The 19,842-nt window shown below is 73.1% G+C and carries 16 protein-coding genes and 1 other RNA gene; 15 read left to right on the top strand and 2 right to left on the bottom strand.

All coding sequences use genetic code 11. The features are described from left to right. Window positions 1-75: 75 nt before the first annotated feature. The 7 genes from O2W20_RS19475 to nadA all read left to right on the top strand — a co-directional run bounded on the left by O2W20_RS19475 (window position 76) and on the right by nadA (window position 9,570). Complete coding sequence (locus O2W20_RS19475; RefSeq protein WP_269171529.1) at window positions 76-3,837, top strand: ABC transporter ATP-binding protein; 3,762 nt, start codon at window positions 76-78, stop codon at window positions 3,835-3,837. A gap of 143 nt (window positions 3,838-3,980) precedes the next feature. Continuing rightward, window positions 3,981-4,475: a GNAT family N-acetyltransferase gene (locus O2W20_RS19470; RefSeq protein ID WP_269171530.1), complete on the top strand. Its 495-nt coding sequence runs from the start codon at window positions 3,981-3,983 to the stop codon at window positions 4,473-4,475. A 36-nt stretch (window positions 4,476-4,511) separates the two neighbouring features. Beyond that, a complete protein-coding gene (locus tag O2W20_RS19465) occupies window positions 4,512-5,630 on the top strand; it encodes an L-dopachrome tautomerase-related protein (protein WP_269171531.1) in 1,119 nt (372 codons plus the stop codon). A gap of 68 nt (window positions 5,631-5,698) precedes the next feature. Further along, window positions 5,699-6,556, top strand: a complete 858-nt coding sequence (locus O2W20_RS19460; RefSeq protein WP_269171532.1) for a Nif3-like dinuclear metal center hexameric protein — start codon at window positions 5,699-5,701, stop codon at window positions 6,554-6,556. A gap of 78 nt (window positions 6,557-6,634) precedes the next feature. Continuing rightward, the gene (locus tag O2W20_RS19455; protein ID WP_269171533.1) at window positions 6,635-7,375 is read left to right on the top strand and encodes a zinc ribbon domain-containing protein; all 741 of its coding nucleotides are present in this window, start codon (window positions 6,635-6,637) and stop codon (window positions 7,373-7,375) included. Continuing rightward, window positions 7,372-8,466 carry a bifunctional RNase H/acid phosphatase gene (locus O2W20_RS19450; protein ID WP_269171534.1) on the top strand — a complete coding sequence of 365 codons (1,095 nt, stop codon included), beginning with the start codon at window positions 7,372-7,374 and terminating at the stop codon, window positions 8,464-8,466. Before O2W20_RS19455 ends, O2W20_RS19450 begins: the two co-directional genes overlap by 4 nt. A 72-nt stretch (window positions 8,467-8,538) precedes the next feature. Further along, window positions 8,539-9,570 (top strand): quinolinate synthase NadA, encoded by a 1,032-nt coding sequence (nadA, locus tag O2W20_RS19445; protein ID WP_269171535.1) that lies wholly within the window; start codon window positions 8,539-8,541, stop codon window positions 9,568-9,570. An 86-nt stretch (window positions 9,571-9,656) separates the two neighbouring features. On the opposite strand, the gene O2W20_RS19440 is transcribed toward nadA, so the two are convergent. Beyond that, on the bottom strand, window positions 9,657-10,412 hold the full coding sequence (locus O2W20_RS19440) for a sulfite exporter TauE/SafE family protein (protein WP_269171536.1): 756 nt from the start codon (window positions 10,410-10,412) through the stop codon (window positions 9,657-9,659). Window positions 10,413-10,437: 25 nt separating this feature from the next. Here O2W20_RS19440 and O2W20_RS19435 point away from each other — a divergent pair, with 25 nt between their 5' ends. After that, the gene (locus O2W20_RS19435; protein WP_269171537.1) at window positions 10,438-10,812 is read left to right on the top strand and encodes a DoxX family protein; all 375 of its coding nucleotides are present in this window, start codon (window positions 10,438-10,440) and stop codon (window positions 10,810-10,812) included. Window positions 10,813-10,901: 89 nt separating this feature from the next. Here the strand turns inward: O2W20_RS19435 and O2W20_RS19430 are convergent, their stop codons facing one another. Next, window positions 10,902-11,900 (bottom strand): Lrp/AsnC family transcriptional regulator, encoded by a 999-nt coding sequence (locus O2W20_RS19430; RefSeq protein ID WP_269171538.1) that lies wholly within the window; start codon window positions 11,898-11,900, stop codon window positions 10,902-10,904. Between the two features lie 97 nt (window positions 11,901-11,997). Here O2W20_RS19430 and O2W20_RS19425 point away from each other — a divergent pair, with 97 nt between their 5' ends. The 7 genes from O2W20_RS19425 (at window position 11,998) to O2W20_RS22700 (ending at window position 19,771) form a co-directional block, all read left to right on the top strand. Continuing rightward, complete coding sequence (locus O2W20_RS19425) at window positions 11,998-13,518, top strand: MFS transporter (protein ID WP_269171539.1); 1,521 nt, start codon at window positions 11,998-12,000, stop codon at window positions 13,516-13,518. Window positions 13,519-13,535: 17 nt separating this feature from the next. Continuing rightward, complete coding sequence (locus O2W20_RS19420; RefSeq protein WP_269171540.1) at window positions 13,536-14,264, top strand: PIG-L deacetylase family protein; 729 nt, start codon at window positions 13,536-13,538, stop codon at window positions 14,262-14,264. Between the two features lie 46 nt (window positions 14,265-14,310). Continuing rightward, window positions 14,311-14,711, top strand: an RNA gene (rnpB, locus tag O2W20_RS19415) — RNase P RNA component class A. A 261-nt stretch (window positions 14,712-14,972) separates the two neighbouring features. After that, window positions 14,973-16,682, top strand: coding sequence for a GspE/PulE family protein (locus O2W20_RS19410; RefSeq protein ID WP_269171541.1), 1,710 nt, complete (start codon window positions 14,973-14,975; stop codon window positions 16,680-16,682). 76 nt (window positions 16,683-16,758) lie between these two features. Continuing rightward, complete coding sequence (locus tag O2W20_RS19405) at window positions 16,759-17,925, top strand: type IV pilus twitching motility protein PilT (RefSeq protein WP_269171542.1); 1,167 nt, start codon at window positions 16,759-16,761, stop codon at window positions 17,923-17,925. Between the two features lie 20 nt (window positions 17,926-17,945). Then, the gene (locus tag O2W20_RS19400) at window positions 17,946-19,193 is read left to right on the top strand and encodes a type II secretion system F family protein (protein ID WP_269171543.1); all 1,248 of its coding nucleotides are present in this window, start codon (window positions 17,946-17,948) and stop codon (window positions 19,191-19,193) included. Between the two features lie 170 nt (window positions 19,194-19,363). Further along, entirely contained in the window at window positions 19,364-19,771 is a 408-nt protein-coding gene (locus O2W20_RS22700; RefSeq protein ID WP_331254127.1) for a type II secretion system protein, read from the top strand. Window positions 19,772-19,842: the final 71 nt, after the last annotated feature.

Below are 19,842 nucleotides of genomic sequence, written 5' to 3'. Positions count from 1 at the left end.
CACCGGCCCAGGACGACGCACACTGGACGACGTGCCGTGCCCGGGAGACCACCGCCGCACCGGCCTGGTCCGGCGGTGACGGCCACCGTCCAGCAGACCGCCGCCGCCCGGCCCGCCGAGCCCACCGCACCGGTGCCCGCGGGTGGCTGGTTCCGCCGGCTGGTCGGCTACTGCCTGCGGCACCGGCGTGACCTGATCGGCGCGTTCGGGGCGGCGCTGATCGGCTCGGTCATCGCCGCCGGGGTGCCGCTGCTGACCCGCGAGGTGGTCGACCGGGTCGTGGCCGGCGCCGAGTCGGGGCGCGCCGTGGACGTCACCCCGTTCATCGTCGCGCTCGTGCTGGCCGGGGTGCTGCGCTTCGCGGCCGGGTTCGTCCGCCGCTACCTGGCCGGCCGGCTGTCGCTGGACGTCCAGCAGGACCTGCGCAACGACGTCGCCGCGGCGTTGTCCCGGTTGGACGGGCCGGGGCAGGACCGGTTGCAGACCGGCCAGGCGGTGAGCCGCTCGATCAGCGACATCACCCTCGTGCAGGGGCTGCTGGCCTTCCTGCCCAACCTGACCGGCAACGCGCTGCTGTTCGTGGTGTCCCTGGGCGTGATGGCGTGGCTGTCCCCGCTGCTCACCCTCGTCGCGCTGGCCGTCGGGCCGGCGCTGTGGTGGCTGGCGCTGCGCTCCCGCCGGGACCTCTTCCCGGCGAACTGGGCCGCCCAGCAGCAGGCCGGGGCGGTGGCCGGGGACGTCGAGGCCGCCGTCACCGGGGTGCGGGTGGTCAAGGGCTTCGGGCAGGAGGACCGGGAGCTGGACCGGCTCGACGAGGGCGCCCGCCGGCTGTTCGGCGCCCGGATGCGGGTGGTGCGCTTCACCGCCCACTACAACCCGCTGCTGCAGGCGGTCCCCGCGCTGGGCCAGGTCGGCGTGCTCGCGCTGGGCGGGTGGCTGGCGCTGCGCGGGTCGATCACGCTGGGCACCTTCCTGGCCTTCGCCACCTACCTGGCCGTGCTCGTCTCGCCGGTGCGCCAGCTCGCCGCCGTCCTCACCATCGGGCAGCAGGCCCGGGCCGGGGTGGAGCGGGTGCTGGAGATCGTCGACGCCCGCCCGACGGTGGTGTCCGGCGCCGACCCACTGCCCGCGGGTCCGCTGCCGCTGGAGCTGGACGAGGTGACCTTCGGTCACGGGCCGGGCCGGCCGGTGCTGTCGGGGGTGTCGCTGCGGGTGGAGCCGGGGGAGACGCTCGCGCTGATCGGCACGTCGGGCTCGGGCAAGTCGAGCGTGGTGAGCCTGCTGCCGCGCTTCTACGACGTCTCCGCCGGTGCCGTGCGGATCGGCGGCCGCGACGTCCGGGACCTGGACCTCGGTGAGCTGCGCGGCGCGCTGGGCATCGTCTTCGAGGAGAGCTTCCTGTTCTCCGACTCGGTGCGCGCCAACATCGCCTTCGGCCGCCCGGACGCCGGCGACGCCGAGGTCCGGGCCGCCGCGCGCGCCGCCCAGGCGGACGGGTTCATCAGCGAGCTGCCCGACGGCTACGACACCGTCGTCGGCGAGCAGGGGCTGACCCTCTCCGGCGGGCAGCGGCAGCGGGTCGCCCTGGCCCGCGCGCTGCTCACCGACCCGCGGGTGCTGCTGCTCGACGACGCCACCTCCGCGGTCGACGCCGCGGTCGAGGCCCGGATCCACGCCGCGTTGCGCAGCGCCGTCCGGGGCCGGACGACGCTGCTGGTCGCGCACCGCCGCTCCACCCTCGCGCTGGCCGACCGGGTGGCCGTGCTGGACGCCGGCCGGGTGGTCGACGTCGGCACCGCGGCGGAGCTGGAGGCGCGCTCACCGCTGTACCGGCTGCTGCTGTCCGGCACCGGCGGCGAGCCGGAGGTCGACGACGCGCCACCGGCCGGCACGGTCACCCCGGCCGCCTGGCCGGAGCTCGAGCCGGTCGCCGAGGACGACGGCCCGGCGCAGCCGGCGGCCCCGTCCATCGGCGGCCGGGGCTCGGCGATGGCAGCCGCTGCGCCCACCCCCGCGCTGCGGCAGCTGGTCGCCGGGCTGCCCCCGACGGTCGACGACCCGGACGTGCCGGCCGACCGCGCCCGCGCCGGGGACCGGGAGTTCTCGCTGTGGCGGCTGATCCGGCCGTTCCGGTGGCCGCTGGCCGGTGCGCTGGTGCTGGTCGCCCTGGACACGGCGGCCCAGCTGGCGATCCCCGCGCTGGTGCGGACCGGCGTCGACCGGGGGATCACCGAGGGGTCGACGTCCCTGCTGCTGGGGGTCGCCGGCATCGCGCTGGCCGTCGTCGCTGCCGGCCTGCTGGTCGCACGGGGCGCCGCCTGGCTCACCGGTCGCACGGGCGAACGGCTGCTCTACACGCTGCGGGTGAAGACCTTCGCCCAGCTCCAGCGGCTGGGGCTGGACTACTACGAGCGCGAGCTCGGCGGCCGGATCATGACCCGGATGACGACCGACGTCGACGCGCTGTCGGCGTTCCTGCAGACCGGGCTGACCACGGCGGTGATCAGCGTGCTCACCCTGGTCGGGGTGCTGGTCATCGTCTTCCTCTACGACGTCGTCCTGGCGCTGGTGCTGGTCGCGTCGCTGCCGGTGCTGGCGGTCACCACCGTGTGGTTCCGGTCCCGGTCGGTGCCGGCCTACACCGAGGCCCGGGAGCGGGTCAGCGCGGTCAACGCCCGGCTGCAGGAGGACGTCGCCGGCATCCGGGTGACCCAGGCCTTCGACCGGGCCGACCACTCGACCGCCGTCTTCCACGGGTACGCGCAGGCCTACCGCGACGTGCGGCTGCGGGCCCAGCGGTACATCGCCACCTACTTCCCGTTCGTGGAGTTCCTCTCCGAGGTGGCCGCCGCCGCGGTGCTGGCGGTGGGGGCCGCGCGGCTGGCGGCCGGGGACATCACCGCGGGTGTGCTGCTGGCCTTCGTCCTGTATGTGAACACCTTCTTCTCCCCGGTGCAGCAGCTCTCGCAGGTGTTCGACAGCTACCAGCAGGCCTCCGTGGGGCTGCGGCGGCTGCGCGGCCTGCTGCGGACGCCGACCTCCACCCCGGCCGCGGCCGACCCGGCGCCGGTGGGCCGGCTGCGCGGGGAGGTGCGGCTGGCCGACGTCACGTTCAGCTACCGCGGCGCCCCGGCCCCGGCGCTGCGCGACGTCTCGCTGACCGTGGCACCGGGGGAGACCCTGGCGCTGGTGGGCGAGACCGGGGCGGGCAAGTCGACGGTGGTGAAGCTGGTCGCCCGCTTCTACGACCCGACGTCCGGGGCGGTCTGCGTCGACGGCGCCGACCTGCGCTCGCTGGACCTGCTGCAGTACCGGGCGCGGCTGGGCGTCGTCCCGCAGGAGGCGTTCCTGTTCGCCGGCACGGTGCGCGACGCGATCGCCTACGGCCGCCCCGACGCCGCGGACGCCGAGGTGGAGGCCGCCGCCCGCGCGGTGGGGGCGCACGCGATGGTCGAGGGGCTGCCGCAGGGCTACCGGACGCGGGTGGGGGAGCGCGGGCGGTCGCTGTCGGCCGGGCAGCGGCAGCTGCTCGCGCTGGCCCGCGCGCAGCTGGTCGACCCCGACGTCCTGCTGCTGGACGAGGCGACCGCGTCGCTGGACCTGGCCACCGAGGCGGCGGTCACCCGGGCGGCCGACGTCGTCGCCCGGCGGCGGACGACGCTCGTCGTCGCGCACCGGCTCACCACCGCGGCCCGGGCCGACCGGGTGGCGGTGCTGGACGGCGGCCGGGTCGTCGAGGTCGGGCCGCACGCCGAGCTGCTGGCCGCGGGCGGTGCCTACGCGGCGCTGTGGGCGTCCTACACCGCCGACGAGGACGCCGACCCGCTGATGGACTGAGGGCTCGGCCCATCCGACGCCGAGTGCGCAGTCGTTGCCGCCCGCTCCGGCGTGTCGGCGCGTGTCGTCGACCAGTACTGCGCACTCGGCGTCGGACCAGAAAGAGCGCGGGAATCGACACGTCGACGTGTCAGGGTGTCGACATGTCGGCCGGTGGGCAGGTGCGCGACGCCGACGATGCGGACCTGGCCGAGCTGGCGGCGGTGGAGGCCGCGGCCGACGAGCTGTTCTGGCCGTTGGGCATCACCGACCTCCCACCGCCGGCGCCCGCCGAGGAACGCGCCCGCGCCTGGCGGGTGCTGGTCGCCGGCCGCCCGGTGGCCGGGTTCGCCGTCCTGGAGCTGGTGGACGGCGCCGTCCACCTCGAGCAGCTGTCGGTGCACCCGGCGCACGGCCGGCGCGGGATCGGCACCGCGCTGCTGGCCGCCACCCTGGACACGGCCCGGCGCCACGGAGCCGACCGGGTCACGCTGCTCACCTACGCCGACGTCCCGTGGAACGCCCCGTTCTACGCCCGGCACGGCTGGGCGGTCACCACCGAGCTGACCCCCGGCCTGCAGGCGTTGCGCCGCCGGGAGACCGGGCTGGGGCTCGACCGGCACGGGCCCCGGGTCGCGATGGTCCGGCCGACCACCTGAGGTTGCAGCCGACGGTGGGCGGGGCACAACGGGTCCATGACACCGAGCGCCGCCGACCTGCAGACCGACCGCACCTCCGGTGAGCTGGAGGTGGTGCACGCCTTCACCGAGGGGCCGATGCCGACCGGGGTCTCGGTGTCGCACACCGGCCGGGTCTTCGTGAACTTCCCGAAGTGGGGCGACGACGTGCGCGCCACCGTCGCCGAGATCCGGGACGGCGAGGTCGTCGCCTTCCCCGACGAGGCGTGGAACTCGCCCTCCGGCGACGACGACCGAGGTGCCTTCGTCAGCGTGCAGAGCATCGTCGTCGACCCGGCCGACCGGCTCTGGGTGCTCGACACCGGCTCCCCGCTCTTCCAGCCCACCCAGATCGGTGGCCCGAAGCTGGTCTGCATCGACCTGGGCACCGACACCGTCGTGCAGACGATCGTCCTCCCGCGGGAGACCGCCCTGGAGACGACGTACCTCAACGACGTCCGGTTCGACCTGCGCCGGGGCGAGGCGGGGGTCGCCTACATCACCGACTCCGCCGACTCCGGCGAGAACGCGATCATCGTGGTCGACCTGGCCACCGGTGACTCCTGGCGCCGACTGCGCGACCACCCCTCCACCAAGGCGCAGGTGCCGCCGGAGCTGCTGCTCATGGTGGAGGGCCGGCCGTTCCTGGAGCAGCCCGAGCCCGACGCCGAGCCGCAGCCGGTGGCGATGGGCTCGGACGGGATCGCGATCTCCGCCGACGGCGCGCGGCTCTGGTACTGCCCGCTGGCCGCCCGGCACTGGTACAGCGTGGCCACCGATGCGCTGGTCGACCGCAGCCTGGACGACGACGCGGTGGCGGCGACCGTCGTCGACGAGGGCGACAAGGGCAGCGCCGGGGACGGGCTGGAGACCGACGACGCCGGCAACCTCTACGCGACCGCGGGGGAGCAGAACGCGATCCTGCGCCGCCGCCCCGACGGCACGATCGAGACCGTCGTGCACGACCCCCGGCTGCTGTGGCCGGACACCATGTCGGTGGCCGCCGACGGGCACCTCTACGTCACCGCCAACCAGCTGCACCGGCAGGCCCGCTATGCCGGCGGCGTCGACCAGCGCCGGTACCCCTACCTGCTGCTGCGCACCCCGATCGGGGCCGGGCCGGTCCGCCTCCGGTGACGGCGGTGGCCGGGGAGGGCGCTGCCCTACAGTCCCCTCCCGTGGCAGCCGCGGTGTTGAGGTGGGCGATGAGCGGTCCGGCGATGGGGGAGCCGAGCGGCTCCGGCCGCCCCCTGGGTGCGGTGACCGCCGCGCTGGAGGCCCGGTACGACCCGGCGCTCGCCGAGCCGTGGGACGCCGTCGGGCTGGTGTGCGGGGACCCCGCCGAGGTGGTCCGCTCGGTGCTCTTCGCCGTCGACCCGACGTCCGCCGTGGTGGACGAGGCGATCGACCTGGGCGCCGACCTGCTGGTCACCCACCATCCGCTGCTGCTCACCCCGGTGCACGGTGTGCCCGCCGACGATCCCAAGGGCCGCCTGGTGCACCGGCTGGTCCGTGCCGGCATCGGGCTGTTCGTCGCGCACACCAACGCCGACCGGGCCGCCGGCCACGGCGTCAACGACGCGCTGGCCGCAGCCGTGGGGCTGGTGGACCCGGTGCCGCTGGAACCGGCGGCCGCCCCCGGGGCCGGGCTCGGCCGGGTCGGGGTGCTCCGAGAGGCGACCAGCCTGCAGCGGTTCGCCGAGCGGGTGGCCGCCGCGCTGCCCGCCACACCCGGGGGCGTGCGGGTCGTCGGTGACCCCGGCCGGCCCGTGCGCACCGTCGCCGTCTGCGGCGGCAGCGGCGGGTCCCTGCTGGCCGCGGCCGCCGACGCCGGCGCCGACGTCTTCCTGACCAGCGACGTCAAGCACCACCCGGCGGTCGACGCGGCCGAGGTCCCGGGACCGGCTCTCTGCGACGTGGCGCACTACGCGTCGGAGTGGCCGTGGCTGCCGGTCGCCGCCGACCTGCTGCACCTGGACCTGGGCGGGCAGGTCCAGGTCACCGTGTCCGGCCGGCGCACCGACCCGTGGACGTTCCGGGTCGACGGCCCTCCCCGCCGCTGACCGCACCGGGTCCGAGTCGCTGCGGGCGGGCCGGGCCGGGTGGTCCGGCGGCCCCCGCGGCGCGGGTAGGTTGAGCCCGTGCAGGCTGACCACTTCGACCAGCAGAAGCTGCTGGCCCTCGCTGCGGAGGACGTCGCCCTCGCGCAACTCGCCCACCGCAAGCGCACCCTTCCCGAGCTCGCCGCCGTCGATGCCGCCCAGGAGGCGCAACGGGCCCTCCTCGACGACGTCGTCCGGGCCGAGACCGAGGTGCGAGACCTCGACCGCGAGCAGAAGCGGCTGGAGGGCGACGTCGACACCGTCCGGCAGCGGGCCGCCCGCGACCAGTCGCGGATCGACTCCGGCGGGGCCACCCCCAAGGAGATCACCAGCCTGCAGCACGAGCTGGAGTCGCTGAACCGCCGGCAGGGCGACCTGGAGGACCAGGTGCTCGAGCTGATGGAGCGCCGCGAGACCGCCGACTCCGCCCTCGCCACGGCGCAGGGCGGGCTGGCCGGGGCGCAGGCCGACCAGGAGCAGGCCGAGCAGCGGCGGGACGAGGCGCTGGCGCAGATCGCCGAGGCCACCCAGCAGCACCAGGCCAAGCGCGACGAGATCGCCGCCACCGTCCCGGCCGACCTGCTGAAGGTCTACGACCGGGTCGCCGCGCAGACCGGCAGCACCGGCGCCGCCGAGCTGAAGGCCCGTCAGTGCCAGGGCTGCCGGATCGAGTTCTACGGCACCGAGCTGGCCTCCTACCGCAACGCCGACCCGCACACCGTGCTGCGTTGCGAGAACTGCAACCGGGTCCTGGTCCGCACCGCCGAGTCCGGGCTGTGAGCCGCCGACTCATCGTCGAAGCGGACGGCGGGTCGCGGGGCAACCCGGGGCCGGCCGGGTACGGCGCGCTGGTGAAGGACGCCGAGACCGGCCGGCTGCTCGCCGAGCGGGCCGAGTCCGTCGGCCGGGCCACCAACAACGTCGCCGAGTACGGCGGTCTGGTCGCCGGGCTGCAGGCGGTTCTCGACCTCGACCCGAGCTCGAGCGTCGAGGTCCGGATGGACTCCAAGCTGGTCGTCGAGCAGATGTCCGGCCGCTGGCAGATCAAGCACCCGGACATGAAGAAGCTCGCCGTGCAGGCCCGGGACATCGCCCGGCAGCTCGGCTCGGTGCGCTACACCTGGATCCCGCGGGCGCAGAACGGCGCCGCGGACGCGCTGGCGAACAGCGCGATGGACGGCAAGCCGGTGCGTCGCGACCTGGCCACCGAACCGGTGGTGGTCGAGGACGACACCCAGCCGACCGCCGAGCCGGCGCCGGTCGTCGTCACCGTGACCCACCTGCTGCGGCACGGGCGCACCGAGCACACCCCGGAGCGTCGGTTCAGTGGCAGCAGCGACCTGCCGCTGTCCGAGCTCGGGCGCGCGGACGCCGAGGCCGCGGCCCGGCACCTGGCCGGGCGGGGGATCGACGTGATCGTCAGCTCCCCGCTGCAGCGCACCCGGCAGACCGCCGAGGCGGCCGCGCAGGTGCTCGGCGTCCCGGTCGAGGTCGACACCGACCTGCGCGAGCTGGACTTCGGCGCGTGGGAGGGCCTCACCGCGGCCGAGGCCCAGGCGAAGAGCCCGCTGGCGTTCCGGCGCTGGTCGGGTGCGACCGACGTCCGCCCGCCCGGCGGGGAGTCGGTCGCCGACGTCTCCGCCCGGGTCGCCCGGGCGCGGGCGCGGGTCCTGGAGCGGCACGCCGGGAAGACGGTGCTGCTGGTCAGCCACGTGACCCCGATCAAGCTCCTGCTCGCCGCCGGCCTGGGCGTGGGGGACGAGATCGTGCACCGGGTGTTCCTGGAGGCCGCGTCGCTGTCGACGGTCACCTGGTCCTCCGACGGCCGCACCTCGGTGCGGCTGGTGAACGACACCTCCCACCTCGGCTGACCGCCCGGGAAGCCGTTCCCGGCCCGCACTGTTGGACCTACCGGTACCCGACCCGGCCTCCTGAGGAGCTCTGTGACCGCGACCGTCGCCGCCGCTGACCGCACCGTGCCAGCCGATGAGCGCACCATGTCCGCCGCCGAGTACGAGACGTGGGCGGCGGAGGTCCGCCGGCTGGCCGACGAGCGCGGCGCCGTCGTCCTGGCGCACAACTACCAGGTCCCCGAGATCCAGGACGTCGCCCACTTCACCGGCGACTCGCTGTACCTCTCCCGGGTCGCCGCCGAGACCGACGCCCGCGAGATCGTCTTCTGCGGCGTCCACTTCATGGCCGAGACGGCGAAGATCCTGTCGCCGGACAAGACCGTGCTGCTGCCCGACCACGCCGCCGGCTGCTCGCTGGCCGACAGCATCACCGCCGAGCAGCTGCGGGAGTGGAAGGCCGAGCACCCCGGTGCCGTCGTGGTCAGCTACGTCAACACCACCGCGGCGGTGAAGGCCGAGACCGACATCTGCTGCACGTCGTCCAACGCCGCCGACGTGGTGCGGTCGATCCCGGCCGACCAGGGGATCCTCTTCCTGCCCGACCAGTTCCTCGGCGCACACGTGAAGCGGGTGACCGGCCGGTCGAACATCTCGATCTGGGCGGGGGAGTGCCACGTGCACGCCGGGATCAGCCCGGCCGACGTCCGGTCGCAGATCGCCGCCCACCCCGACGCGGAGATCCTGGTGCACCCCGAGTGCGGGTGCACCACCTCGGTGCTGGACCTGGTCAGCCACGGTGACCTGCCGGCCGACCGCACCCGGGTGCTCTCGACCGGGGGCATGGTCACCGCCGCCGCGGCCAGCACCGCCGGCCAGGTGCTGGTGGCCACCGAGATCGGCATCCTGCACCAGCTGCGGTCGCTGAACTCGACGACCGAGTTCATCCCGATGAACGCCCGGGCAGCCTGCCGCTACATGAAGATGATCACCCCGGCGAAGCTGCTGCACACGCTGCGCACCGGCGAGGGCGCGATCGACGTCGACCCGCAGACGGCAGCCCGCGCCCGGCGGGCGGTCGAGGCGATGATCGCGATCGGCGAGCCCGGCCGCGGCGGCGAGTGAGGCCCACCCGCAGGTGATCATCGGCGATCGGCTGTCCCGGCCGGCGTGCCGTGCAGCCACTCGCCGATGATCAGCGGGAGCTGAGGTCAGGTGCGGAGGAAGAGGTAGATCGACACCCCGATGCCGAACGCGACGATGAGCACGCGCAGCGGCGTGGTCGGGATGCGGGTCGCCACCTTCGCGCCGAGGAACCCGCCGAGCAGGGCAGCCGGGGCACAGACGGCGACGTAGGCCCACTCCACCGGGCCCCAGATGCCGAAGACGACGACGGTCACCGAGGCGGTGACCAGGGAGATCGCGCTCTTCATCGCGTTGGCCAGCTTGAGCCGGCCGAGCCCCAGCCCCAGGACGCCGACCAGGATGACGCCCAGCGCGCCGCCGAAGTAGCCGCCGTAGACGGTGGCCAGGAACAGCGCCACGTACAGCCACACGGGGTCGGCGTGGACGACGCCTTCCGGCTGCTTCTTGAGCCGCTTGGTGATCATCGTCTGGAAGGCCAGCAGGATGCTGGCGAGGAAGACCAGCAGCGGGACGACGGTGTCGAAGGCCTCGGTCGGCGTGGTCAGCAGCAGCACCGATCCCACCGTGCCGCCGAGCACCGCGACCACCGAGAACCGGATCATCCGGCCCCGCTGACCGCTGTACTCCTTGCGGAAGCCGAGCACCCCGCCGATGTACCCGGGCCACTGGGCGACCGAGTTGGTGACGTTGGCCGCGACCGTCCCCAGCCCCAGGCCGACCAGAACGGGGAACAGGATCAGCGACCCGCCGCCGGCGATCGAGTTGATGCCGCCGGCCAGGAGAGCGACCCCTGCGGCGATGAGCAGGTCGACAGGGGACACGGCCGCGGAGCCTACTGTCCGGTTCATGAGGGACGACGTGCGCGCACTGGTGATGGCCGTCGGGATGGCCGGGTCGGGCGCGGTGCACCTGGTGCGGCCGCAGACCTACGACTGGATGATCCCCCCGGAGCTGGGGCCTGCCCGGCCGTGGGTGACCGGCAGCGGGGTGGCGGAGCTGGCCACGGCTGCCCTGCTCGCCGTCCCGCGGACCCGCCGGCTCGGAGGCTGGGCCGCGGTCGCCGTGCTGGTCGGCGTGCTGCCCGCGCACGCCCAGACGCTCCGCAGGTTCCGGCGCGACCCGGCCAGGCTCACGGTCGCGGTGGCGCGGATCCCTCTCCAGGTGCCGATGCTCAGCGCCGCGCTGCGGGTCGCCCGCCCGCGCGGAGGGGCGCAGCGTTGATCAGGTCACCTGATCGGAGACTGTCCCACCGCATCAACGTTGGTGCGGTGGGACAGCGCTGGATCAGGTGACCTGATCGAAGCTGCGGATCAGCGGCCGCGGACCGGGGGCGGCTCGGGGTCGGTGAGCCGCGGACCGTCCATCAGGCTGCCGGCCTGCTTGACCCGGCGCAGCACCGTCGAGGTCTCCAGCGTGCGCACCGGCAGGGCGCCGACCCGGTCGGTGAGGAAGCGGTACAGGTGGGCGGTGTCCCGGCAGGTCACCGCCACCATCAGGTTGGCCGGGCCGGTGACGACTGCGGTGAACCCGGTCTCCGGTGCGCGGGCCAGGGACTCACCGACGTGGGCGATGTCCTGCGGGGCGACGCCCAGCCAGAGCAGTGCGCTCACCGGGTGCCCGAGCAGCTCGGTGGCGATCTCCAGGTCGAAGTAGAGGGCGCCGGCGGAGCGCAGCGCCTCCACCCGCCGGGCCACCCGGCTCTCCGACCAGCCGGTGACCCCGGCGAGCTCGGCCCAGCTGAGCCGGCCGTCGGTGGCGAGCGCGGCCAGCAGCAGCTCGTCCTCCGGGTCGAGGACCACGGGGGTGGGGGCCGCCCGGGACGAGTCCGGGCCCAGGGCGGCGATCTGCTCCGCGCTGAGCGGGTCGTCGAAGTCGGTCCACTCGTAGGCGCCGCCGACGTAGGAGTGCAGCACCGAGAACGCGGCCAGGTCGATGACCTGGACGGTGCGCGGCAGCCGGTCCAGCAGCAGGGCGTCGCGCTGGCGGGTCGTACGGGGCCGCGTCGAGCAGGTGATCTCCGCGCCGCCGGCGGTCAGGCTCACCCACGACACGTCGGGACGGCGGGCCAGGGCGTCCGCCACGGCGCCCGCGGCGGCCGGCTGCACCCGCATCCGGATGTGCCAGCTGGGCTCGGTGGCCTCCGGGGTGGTGAGCCCGAGCACCCGGACCACGCCGTCGGCCCGCAGCCGCCGCCACCGGCGGGCCACGGTCTGCTCCGAGACGCCCAGGACGGCGCCGATCCGGCTGAACGGCGCCCGGCCGTCGACCTGCATGGCGTGCACGATCTGGCGGTCCACTGCGTCGAGCACGGTCGCCATCCTGCACTACGGGTCCTGAGATGGAGGATCCCGTCACCGTGGGCCGGGTGAGCCGGGTTCCGTCCCAGGACCGTTGCACAGTGGCACCATGCGCTCGTGGTTGCCGCTGGTCGCGATCTGCACCGGCACGTTCATGCTCCTCATCGACGTCACGATCGTGAACGTCGCCCTGCCCGACATGTCCACCGACCTGGACACCAGCTTCGGCCAGCTCCAGTGGGTCGTCGACGTGTACGCGCTCGCGCTGGCTGCCCTGGTGCTCGGCGCCGGGTCGCTCGCGGACCTGTACGGGCGGCGGCGGGTCTACTTGATGGGCCTGGTGCTCTTCGCCGTGGCGTCGCTGGCCTGCGGGCTCGCCCCCAGCGCTGAGCTGCTGATCGGGGCGCGGGCGGTGCAGGGCGTCGGGGCGGCGGCCATGCTGGCCACCACGATCGCGCTGATCAACACCAGCTACGAGGGGCGCGACCGCGGGACCGCCTTCGGGATCTGGGGGGCCGTGGTCGGGGCGGCCGCGGCCCTGGGCCCGATCCTGGGCGGCGCGCTCACCGAGCTGGACTGGCGGTGGATCTTCTTCGTCAACCTGCCGATCAGCGTGTTCGGCGTCGTGCTGACCCTCGTCGCGGTGCAGGAGTCGCGCCAGCCGAACGCCCCGCGGCCCGACGTCCCCGGCATCGTGCTGTTCACCCTCGGCGCCTCGGGGATCGTCTTCGGTCTCGTGCGCGCCGCCGCCGACGGGTGGAGCGCCCCGGTCGCCTGGGGCCCGCTGGCCGCCGGCGTCCTCGTGCTGGCCGCCTGGGTGCGCGTCGAGCGCGGTCGCCCGGCGCCGATGCTCGACGTCCGGCTGTTCGGCAACCGCTCCTTCACCGGGATCATGCTCGGCGCGCTCCTGCTGAACGCCGCGGCGTTCAGCGGCAGCCTCTACATCTCGCTGTGGCTGCAGTCGGTGCTCGGGCTCTCACCGCTGCAGGCCGGGCTGGTGTTCATCCCGCTCTCGGCGTTCAGCTTCGTCGTGGCCGCCTTCGCCGGGCGCTGGCTCCAGACGCTGCCCCCGCGGTTCGTGGTCGGCGGCGGGCTGGTCGTCATCGGTGTGGCCGCGCTGCTGATGGCCTTCGTGCAGGCCGACTCCTCGTGGCGGGTCCTGGTCCCGGGGCTGGCCGTGCTGGGCATCGGGGTCGGGGTGGCCAACCCGTCGCTGGCGTCCTCTGCGCTGGCCGCAGTGCCGCGCGAGCGCAGCGGGATGGCCTCGGGTGCGGTGAACACCGCCCGGCAGCTCGGTTTCGCCCTGGGCGTGGCGGTGCTCGGCAGCGTCTTCACCGCGCAGGCGGCCGGCGTGCTCCGGGACGCCGGCGCAGCCGACCCCGCGGACACCGCCTCCGCGCTGACCGCCGGCCAGGCCGGTCAGCTCGTCGGCTCGGCGCCCCCCGCGGACCGGGCCGGCCTCGCCGACCTGCTGGGCAGCGCCTACGCCAGCGGGCTGCGGGAGGTCTTCCTGGTCAGTGGCGGCGCCGGCATCGTGGGCGGGCTCCTGGTGCTGTGGCTGGTGCGCGCCCCGGCCCCGAGCGAGGGCGGGCCGCGGGCGGCGGAGCCGGAGACCGCCCCGGCCCGCTGAGCGGGCAGACTCCGGACATGGCCACCGCTCCCGCCCCGTTCCCCGACGACTGGCAGCGCGCCCTCGTCGTCGCCGCGCACCCCGACGACATCGAGTACGGCCCCGCGGCCGCGGTCGCGGCGTGGACGGCGGCGGGCAAGGAGGTGCACTACCTGCTGGCCACCCGCGGCGAGGCGGGCATCGCCGGGCTGTCCCCGGCCGAGGCCGGTCCGCTGCGCGAGGAGGAGGAGCGCCGGTCGGCCGCCGTCGTCGGCGTCTCGGAGGTGGAGTTCCTCGACCACTCCGACGGCGTGCTCGTCGCCGACCTGCAGCTGCGCCGGGACCTCGCCGGGGCACTGCGCCGGCACCGGCCCGACCTGGTCGTGGTCATGCACGGCGGGGACACCTGGACCCCGCCGGAGGTCACCCCCGGCGCGCTCAACTCCGCCGACCACCGGGCGCTGACCCGGTCGCTGCTGGACGCGGTGGCCGACGCGGGCAACGAGTGGATCTTCCCCGACCTGACCGAGACGCCGTGGTCGGGGGTGCAGTACGTCGCCGTGCACGCGGTCGGGTACCCGCCGCCGCACGTGGTCGACGTCAGCGCCGGCGTCGAGACCGCCGTCGCCTCCCTCGTCGAGCACCGCCGCTACCTTGAGGCGCTGTCCGACGACCCGGTGGAGGAGCAGGCACGCCGGCAGGTCGACATGGCGACCCTGACCGAGGACGGCGGGCGCCAGGTCGGCTTCCGGCTCTACTGGGGCTGAGCCGCAGCCGGCCTGAGCGGCGGGGGTAGGCTGCCGGCACGACGGACGAGTCGGCTGGGCGGTCGCGTCGGTGGGGGAGACCCTGCCGCCGAGGAACGTCCGGGCTCCACAGGGCAGGGTGGTCGCCAACAGCGACCCGGGGTGACCCGCGGGAAAGTGCCACAGAGAACAGACCGCCAGTGCGTGCACTGGTAAGGGTGAAACGGCGGTGTAAGAGACCACCGCACACCGGGTGACCGGTGTGGCTCGGTAAACCCCACCCGGAGCAAGGTCGAAAAGGGACGGCGGTCCGCCGCCGTCCTGCGCAGGCGTTCGAGGGCTGCCCGCCCGAGCCTGCGGGTGGACCGCTCGAGCCTGTCGGCAACGGCAGGCCTAGATGGATGGCCGCTCATCGGGACGCCGCGAGGCGCCCGGGGACAGAACCCGGCGTACAGGCCGACTCGTCCGTCGCCCCCCGCTGAGCTGCCCGGGCCGGGCCGGGCCGGCGGACCCGCCGTCCCGGATGAGCAGCCGTCCCGGAGGAGCAGGCTGCGGTCGAGGTGTCCCTGCGGCGTGGAGGGTCACCTCGCCGAGTCCGGCTCGTCCGCCGCGGGGCCACCCGGCCTGAGGGCTTCCTCACGTCGTGTCACGTTTCCAACCCCACTGCAGGTCGGGGGTAAGGAAAGTCCGCACACCCGCCGATGAGGCAGTGGAGCGAGCGGTGCGCACGTGCGCGGCCGGCTCAGGATCCACGGGGGACTGATGAAGCAGCTCGGAGAGATCCTGGTCGAGCAGGGCCTCGTGACGGAGCTCGAGGTCGCGTCGGCGCTGGGCGAGCAGTCGGTTCGCGGCAAGACGCTCGGTGGCATTCTCGTCGACCTCGGGATGATCACGGGGGCCCAGCTGGTGGCGGCGTTGGCCAGCCAGGTCGACATGGACTTCATCGACCTGTCGGACTACCCGGTCGATCCCAGAGCGGTCTCCCTGGTGCCCCCGGCCCTGTGCCGACGGTACGGCGTGCTGCCGGTCGCAACCGAAGCGTCGTCTCTGGTCCTCGCGATGTCCGACCCGGGGAACGTGGTCGCGGTCGACGACGTGTCGACGGCGACCGGCATGCGGGTCATCCCGATCATCGCCAGCCGCGAGGACCTGGTGAGCGCCATCGAGCGGTTCTGCCGCGCCGACGACGAGATCGACGGCTTGTCCTCGTCGTTCCAGGCGGCGACACAGGTCATGGAGGTGGATGTCCTCAGCACCATGGGCAAGTTCGTCGACGACGACGCACCCATCGTCCGGTACGTGGACCTGCTCGTGACTCAGGCCATCCGGGACCGCGCATCCGACATCCACATCGAGCCGGCCGAGCACGGTCTGCGGGTCCGTTACCGCATCGATGGGGTTCTGCACGAGATGCAGAACGCACCCCAGCACATGCAGGCGCGGGTGGTGTCGCGCATCAAGATCATGAGTGAGCTCGACATCTCCGAGCGGCGCAAACCCCAGGACGGTCGGATGTCCGTCGTCCACCAAGGGCGCAAGATCGATCTCCGGGTGGCGACGCTGCCGACCGTGTGGGGAGAGAAGGTCGCCCTGCGAATCCTGGACAACTCCACCGCCAACCTGGAGCTGAGCGAGCTCTCGTTCCGCGACCAGAACCTGGCCGCCTACCGACGCGCGTACTCCAAGCCCTACGGGATGATCCTGGTCACCGGGCCGACCGGCTCGGGCAAGTCCACGACCCTGTACGCCACCGTCAACGCGGTGTCCCGCCCGGAGATCAACGTGATCACGGTCGAGGATCCGGTGGAGTACCGACTCGACGGGATCAACCAGGCGCAGGTGAACCCCAAGGCAGGCCTGACGTTCGCCAGCGCACTGCGCTCCATCCTGCGGCTGGATCCTGACGTCATCCTGGTGGGCGAGATCCGCGACCGGGAGACCGCCCAGATCGCCGTCGAGGCCGCGCTCACGGGCCACCTCGTCCTGTCGACGCTGCACACGAACGACGCTCCCAGCGCCGTGACCCGACTGGTGGAGATGGGGATCGCGCCCTTCCTCATCGGGTCCGCACTCGGCTGCGTGGTGGCCCAGCGACTGGCTCGGCGGCTGTGCGCCAAGTGCAAGGAGGGCTACGCCGCCGACCCCGAAGAACTCGCCTCGGTGGGCTTTCCGTGGGAGCCCGGCCAGGAGCTGCCCAAGCTGTGTCGGCCGGTTGGCTGCTCGGCCTGCTCCGGAACCGGCTATCACGGCCGCCTCGCCGTCCACGAGGTGATGACCGTGACGGAGGAGATCGAGCGGCATGCGGTCAACCGCTCCTCCAGCGCAGAGATCGCCCGGACGGCCCGGGACCAGGGCATGTCATCCCTCCGCGAGGACGGCTGGGCCAAGGTCCGGTCGGGCGAGACGTCGATCGAGGAAGTCCTCCGCGTGGTCAGCTGAAACAGGTGAGGGATCGATCATCGACCGGTGGACGGCGTGGCCCGACCGCGCGCGGCGAGGGACAGGAGACGTGCACGTGAGCGAGACACCCGGCGACACCCACCCCGAGGCCGGTGACATCGACCTCGACGCGGCGCTGCGGCACCTGGTCGCGTCCGGCGCATCCGACCTGCACCTGACCGCCGGCTCGCCACCCGTTGTCCGGATCCACGGCACCCTCCACCCGCTGACGAGCCTGCCGGTCCTGACCTCGGCGGTGATCCAGCGAACCCTCTACAGCGTGCTCGACCAGCAGCAGCGTGCGAAGTTCGAGGCTGAGCTCGAGCTGGACTTCGCCCACGCGCTGCGCGGCGTGGGCCGGTTCCGGGTCAACGTGTACCGGCAGCGCGACTCGGTGGGCGCCGCGATCCGCGCCGTGCCGAACGAGATCAAGCCGCTCGAGGAGTTGGGCCTCCCGTCGGTGGTGCACACCTTCGCCGGCCTTCCGCGCGGGCTCGTCCTCGTCACGGGACCGACCGGATCCGGCAAGTCCACGACGCTCGCGTCCCTCATCGATCTCGCCAACCGGACCCGCGCGGACCACATCATGACGATCGAGGACCCGATCGAGTTCATGCACCGGCACGCGAGATCCCTGGTGAACCAGCGTGAGGTCGGGTCGGACACCCACTCCTTCGGTGCCGCGCTCCGGCACGTGCTCCGCCAGGATCCCGACATCATCCTGCTGGGCGAGATGCGCGACCTGGAGACCATCTCCGTGGCGCTGACCGCGGCGGAGACCGGCCACCTGGTCCTGGCGAGCCTGCACACCCAGGACGCCGCACAGACCATCAACCGCGTCATCGACGTCTTCCCGGCCCATCAGCAGCAGCAGGTGCGGGCCCAGCTCGCCGGCTCGCTGCAGGGGGTCGTGTGCCAGTCCCTGTGCCGGCGCGCCGACGGTACTGGCCGAGTCGTGGCAGCCGAGGTGCTGGTCGCCACGCCCGCGATCCGCAACCTCATCCGCGAAGGCAAGTCCCATCAGATCTACTCGGCGATGCAGGCGGGGGCTGACTGGGGCATGACCACCATGGACCAGCAGCTGGCCAAGCTCGTGTCGGCAGGGCACATCACGTTCGAGACCGGGCTGGACACCTGCCGCAATGCCGACGACTTCACGCGCCTGACCGGGCGGTCCCCCCTGTCGCGCATCCCTCTCTCCCGCGGCGACACCCGCCATTCCGCTTTCGTTCCGGGGACCTGATCGTGGCGACGACGACCGGCGTGCCCGGGGCGGACACCACGGCCCCCACCCCGAAGACCTACGAGTACACGGTCCGCAACTCGTCCGGCCGGTTGGTCAAGGGACGGATCGACGCGGTCAGCCAGTCCGCCGTCGGGAACCGGCTGCGCGCGCGAGGCCTCACGCCGATCGATGTGCGGGAGGTCAAGGTCAGCGGGCTGCAGCGCGAGATCTCCATCCCGGGCCTCGGCGAGCGCGTGGAACTCAAGGCCCTGGCGGTCATGGCGCGCCAGTTGTCGACGATGATCGGCGCGGGCCTGACGCTGCTGCGCTCCTTGGGCGTGCTCGCCGAGCAGACGGAGAACAAGAAGCTCGCCCGGGTGTTGCAGCAGGTGCGCGACGACGTGGAGAAGGGCACCGCCCTGTCGGCAGCATTCGGCGCACACCCGGAGATCTTCCCGCCCCTCATGCTGAACATGATCAGGGCCGGCGAGATCGGCGGCTTCCTCGACCAGGCACTCGAGTCGCTGGCCAAGAACTTCGAGGCCGAGACGAAGTTGCGCGGGAAGATCAAGTCGGCGATGACCTATCCCATCGTGGTCTTCACCTTCGCGATCCTCGCCGTGATCGGCATGCTGCTCTTCATCGTGCCGATCTTCGAGGACATGTTCGCCGGCTTCGACAGCGCGCTCCCCTGGCCCACACAGTTCCTGGTCGTCCTGTCCGAGGTCATGACGTGGGCCGCCCCCGTGCTCCTGCTGGTGGCCGTCGCCGGCGGGCTCTGGTGGCGCAGGCACAAGAACGACAGCGCGGTCCGCAACGCCCTCGACCCGTTGAAACTGAAGCTGCCGGTGTTCGGCCAACTCTTCCGCAAGGTCGCCGTCGCCCGGTTCAGCAGGAACTTCGGGACGATGCTCGGCGCCGGCGTCCCGATTCTCCAGGCGCTGGAGATCGTCGGCCAGACCAGCGGCAATGTCGTGATCGAGCGGGCCGTCGACGACGTGGGCGAGTCCGTGCGGACGGGGCTGCCGCTGACCGGCCCATTGTCGAATCACCCGGTGTTCCCGCCCATGGTGGTCCAGCTCATGTCCGTCGGCGAGGACACGGGGGCACTGGACCAGATGATGGAGAAGATCGCCGAGTTCTACGACGCCGAGGTGGAGGCGACCACCGAGCAGCTCACTTCGCTCATCGAGCCGCTCATGATCGCCATTCTCGGCGCGCTGATCGGTTCGATCATCGTGGCGCTCTATCTGCCGATCTTCGAGATCTTCAACGTCATGTCCTGACTGCCGTCACCACATCGAGGGACCCGGAGAATGTTCACCCGAAAGTGCTCAAGCCCGACATCTCCCGAGTCGATAGCGATGTCAGTCGGGACACAAGAAGGTTCCCGGCGGGTCACACCGACGCATACACCAACCCGCATGGGAGCCTTTCAGTGGTCACTCAGATCCGCGTGTCCAGCAACGAGAAGGAGAAGGGGTTCACCCTGATCGAGCTTCTCGTGGTCGTCGTCATCATCGGGATCCTCGCGGCCATCGCAATTCCCGTCTATCTCAACCAGCAGAAGAAGGCCCAGAACGCGGCCGCCGAATCGGACACCAAGGTGCTCGCCACCGAGGTCGCCACCTGGTACGTCGACAACACCACCGTTCCGGCCCTTGCGCAGACCGGTGGCCAGTGGACCGTCGGCGGCGTGGTGACGAACAACGTGAGCCCCAACGTGAGCCTGGTGTCCGGGATCGGGACGACAGCCACGGCCGAGACGTGGTCGTTCTGCATCAAGAGCACCAAGGGCACGGGCTCGTTCAAGGCCAGCGCCGCAGCAGGCATCCAGCAGAAGACGAGCGCCGACTGCAGCTGACCGGAGTTCGCAGCCGGGACGGGTGGGGCGACGGGGACGACCCCCTCGCCCCACCTTCAGCACGTCAGGAG

It is taken from the genome of Modestobacter sp. VKM Ac-2982, assembly GCF_026967935.1.
GTDB lineage: Bacteria > Actinomycetota > Actinomycetes > Mycobacteriales > Geodermatophilaceae > Modestobacter.
The sequence above is the reverse complement of the archived record's forward strand: the minus strand, read 5'-3'. Positions and strand labels throughout refer to the sequence as shown.

Coding starts and splice junctions, on each gene's coding strand:
- O2W20_RS19460 (WP_269171532.1), top strand. CDS start 5,699: ATGAGCGGTCCGGCGATGGGGGAGCCGAGCGGCTCCGGCCGCCCCCTG.
- O2W20_RS19425 (WP_269171539.1), top strand. CDS start 11,998: ATGCGCTCGTGGTTGCCGCTGGTCGCGATCTGCACCGGCACGTTCATG.
- O2W20_RS19435 (WP_269171537.1), top strand. CDS start 10,438: ATGAGGGACGACGTGCGCGCACTGGTGATGGCCGTCGGGATGGCCGGG.
- O2W20_RS19420 (WP_269171540.1), top strand. CDS start 13,536: ATGGCCACCGCTCCCGCCCCGTTCCCCGACGACTGGCAGCGCGCCCTC.
- O2W20_RS19470 (WP_269171530.1), top strand. CDS start 3,981: ATGTCGGCCGGTGGGCAGGTGCGCGACGCCGACGATGCGGACCTGGCC.
- O2W20_RS19465 (WP_269171531.1), top strand. CDS start 4,512: ATGACACCGAGCGCCGCCGACCTGCAGACCGACCGCACCTCCGGTGAG.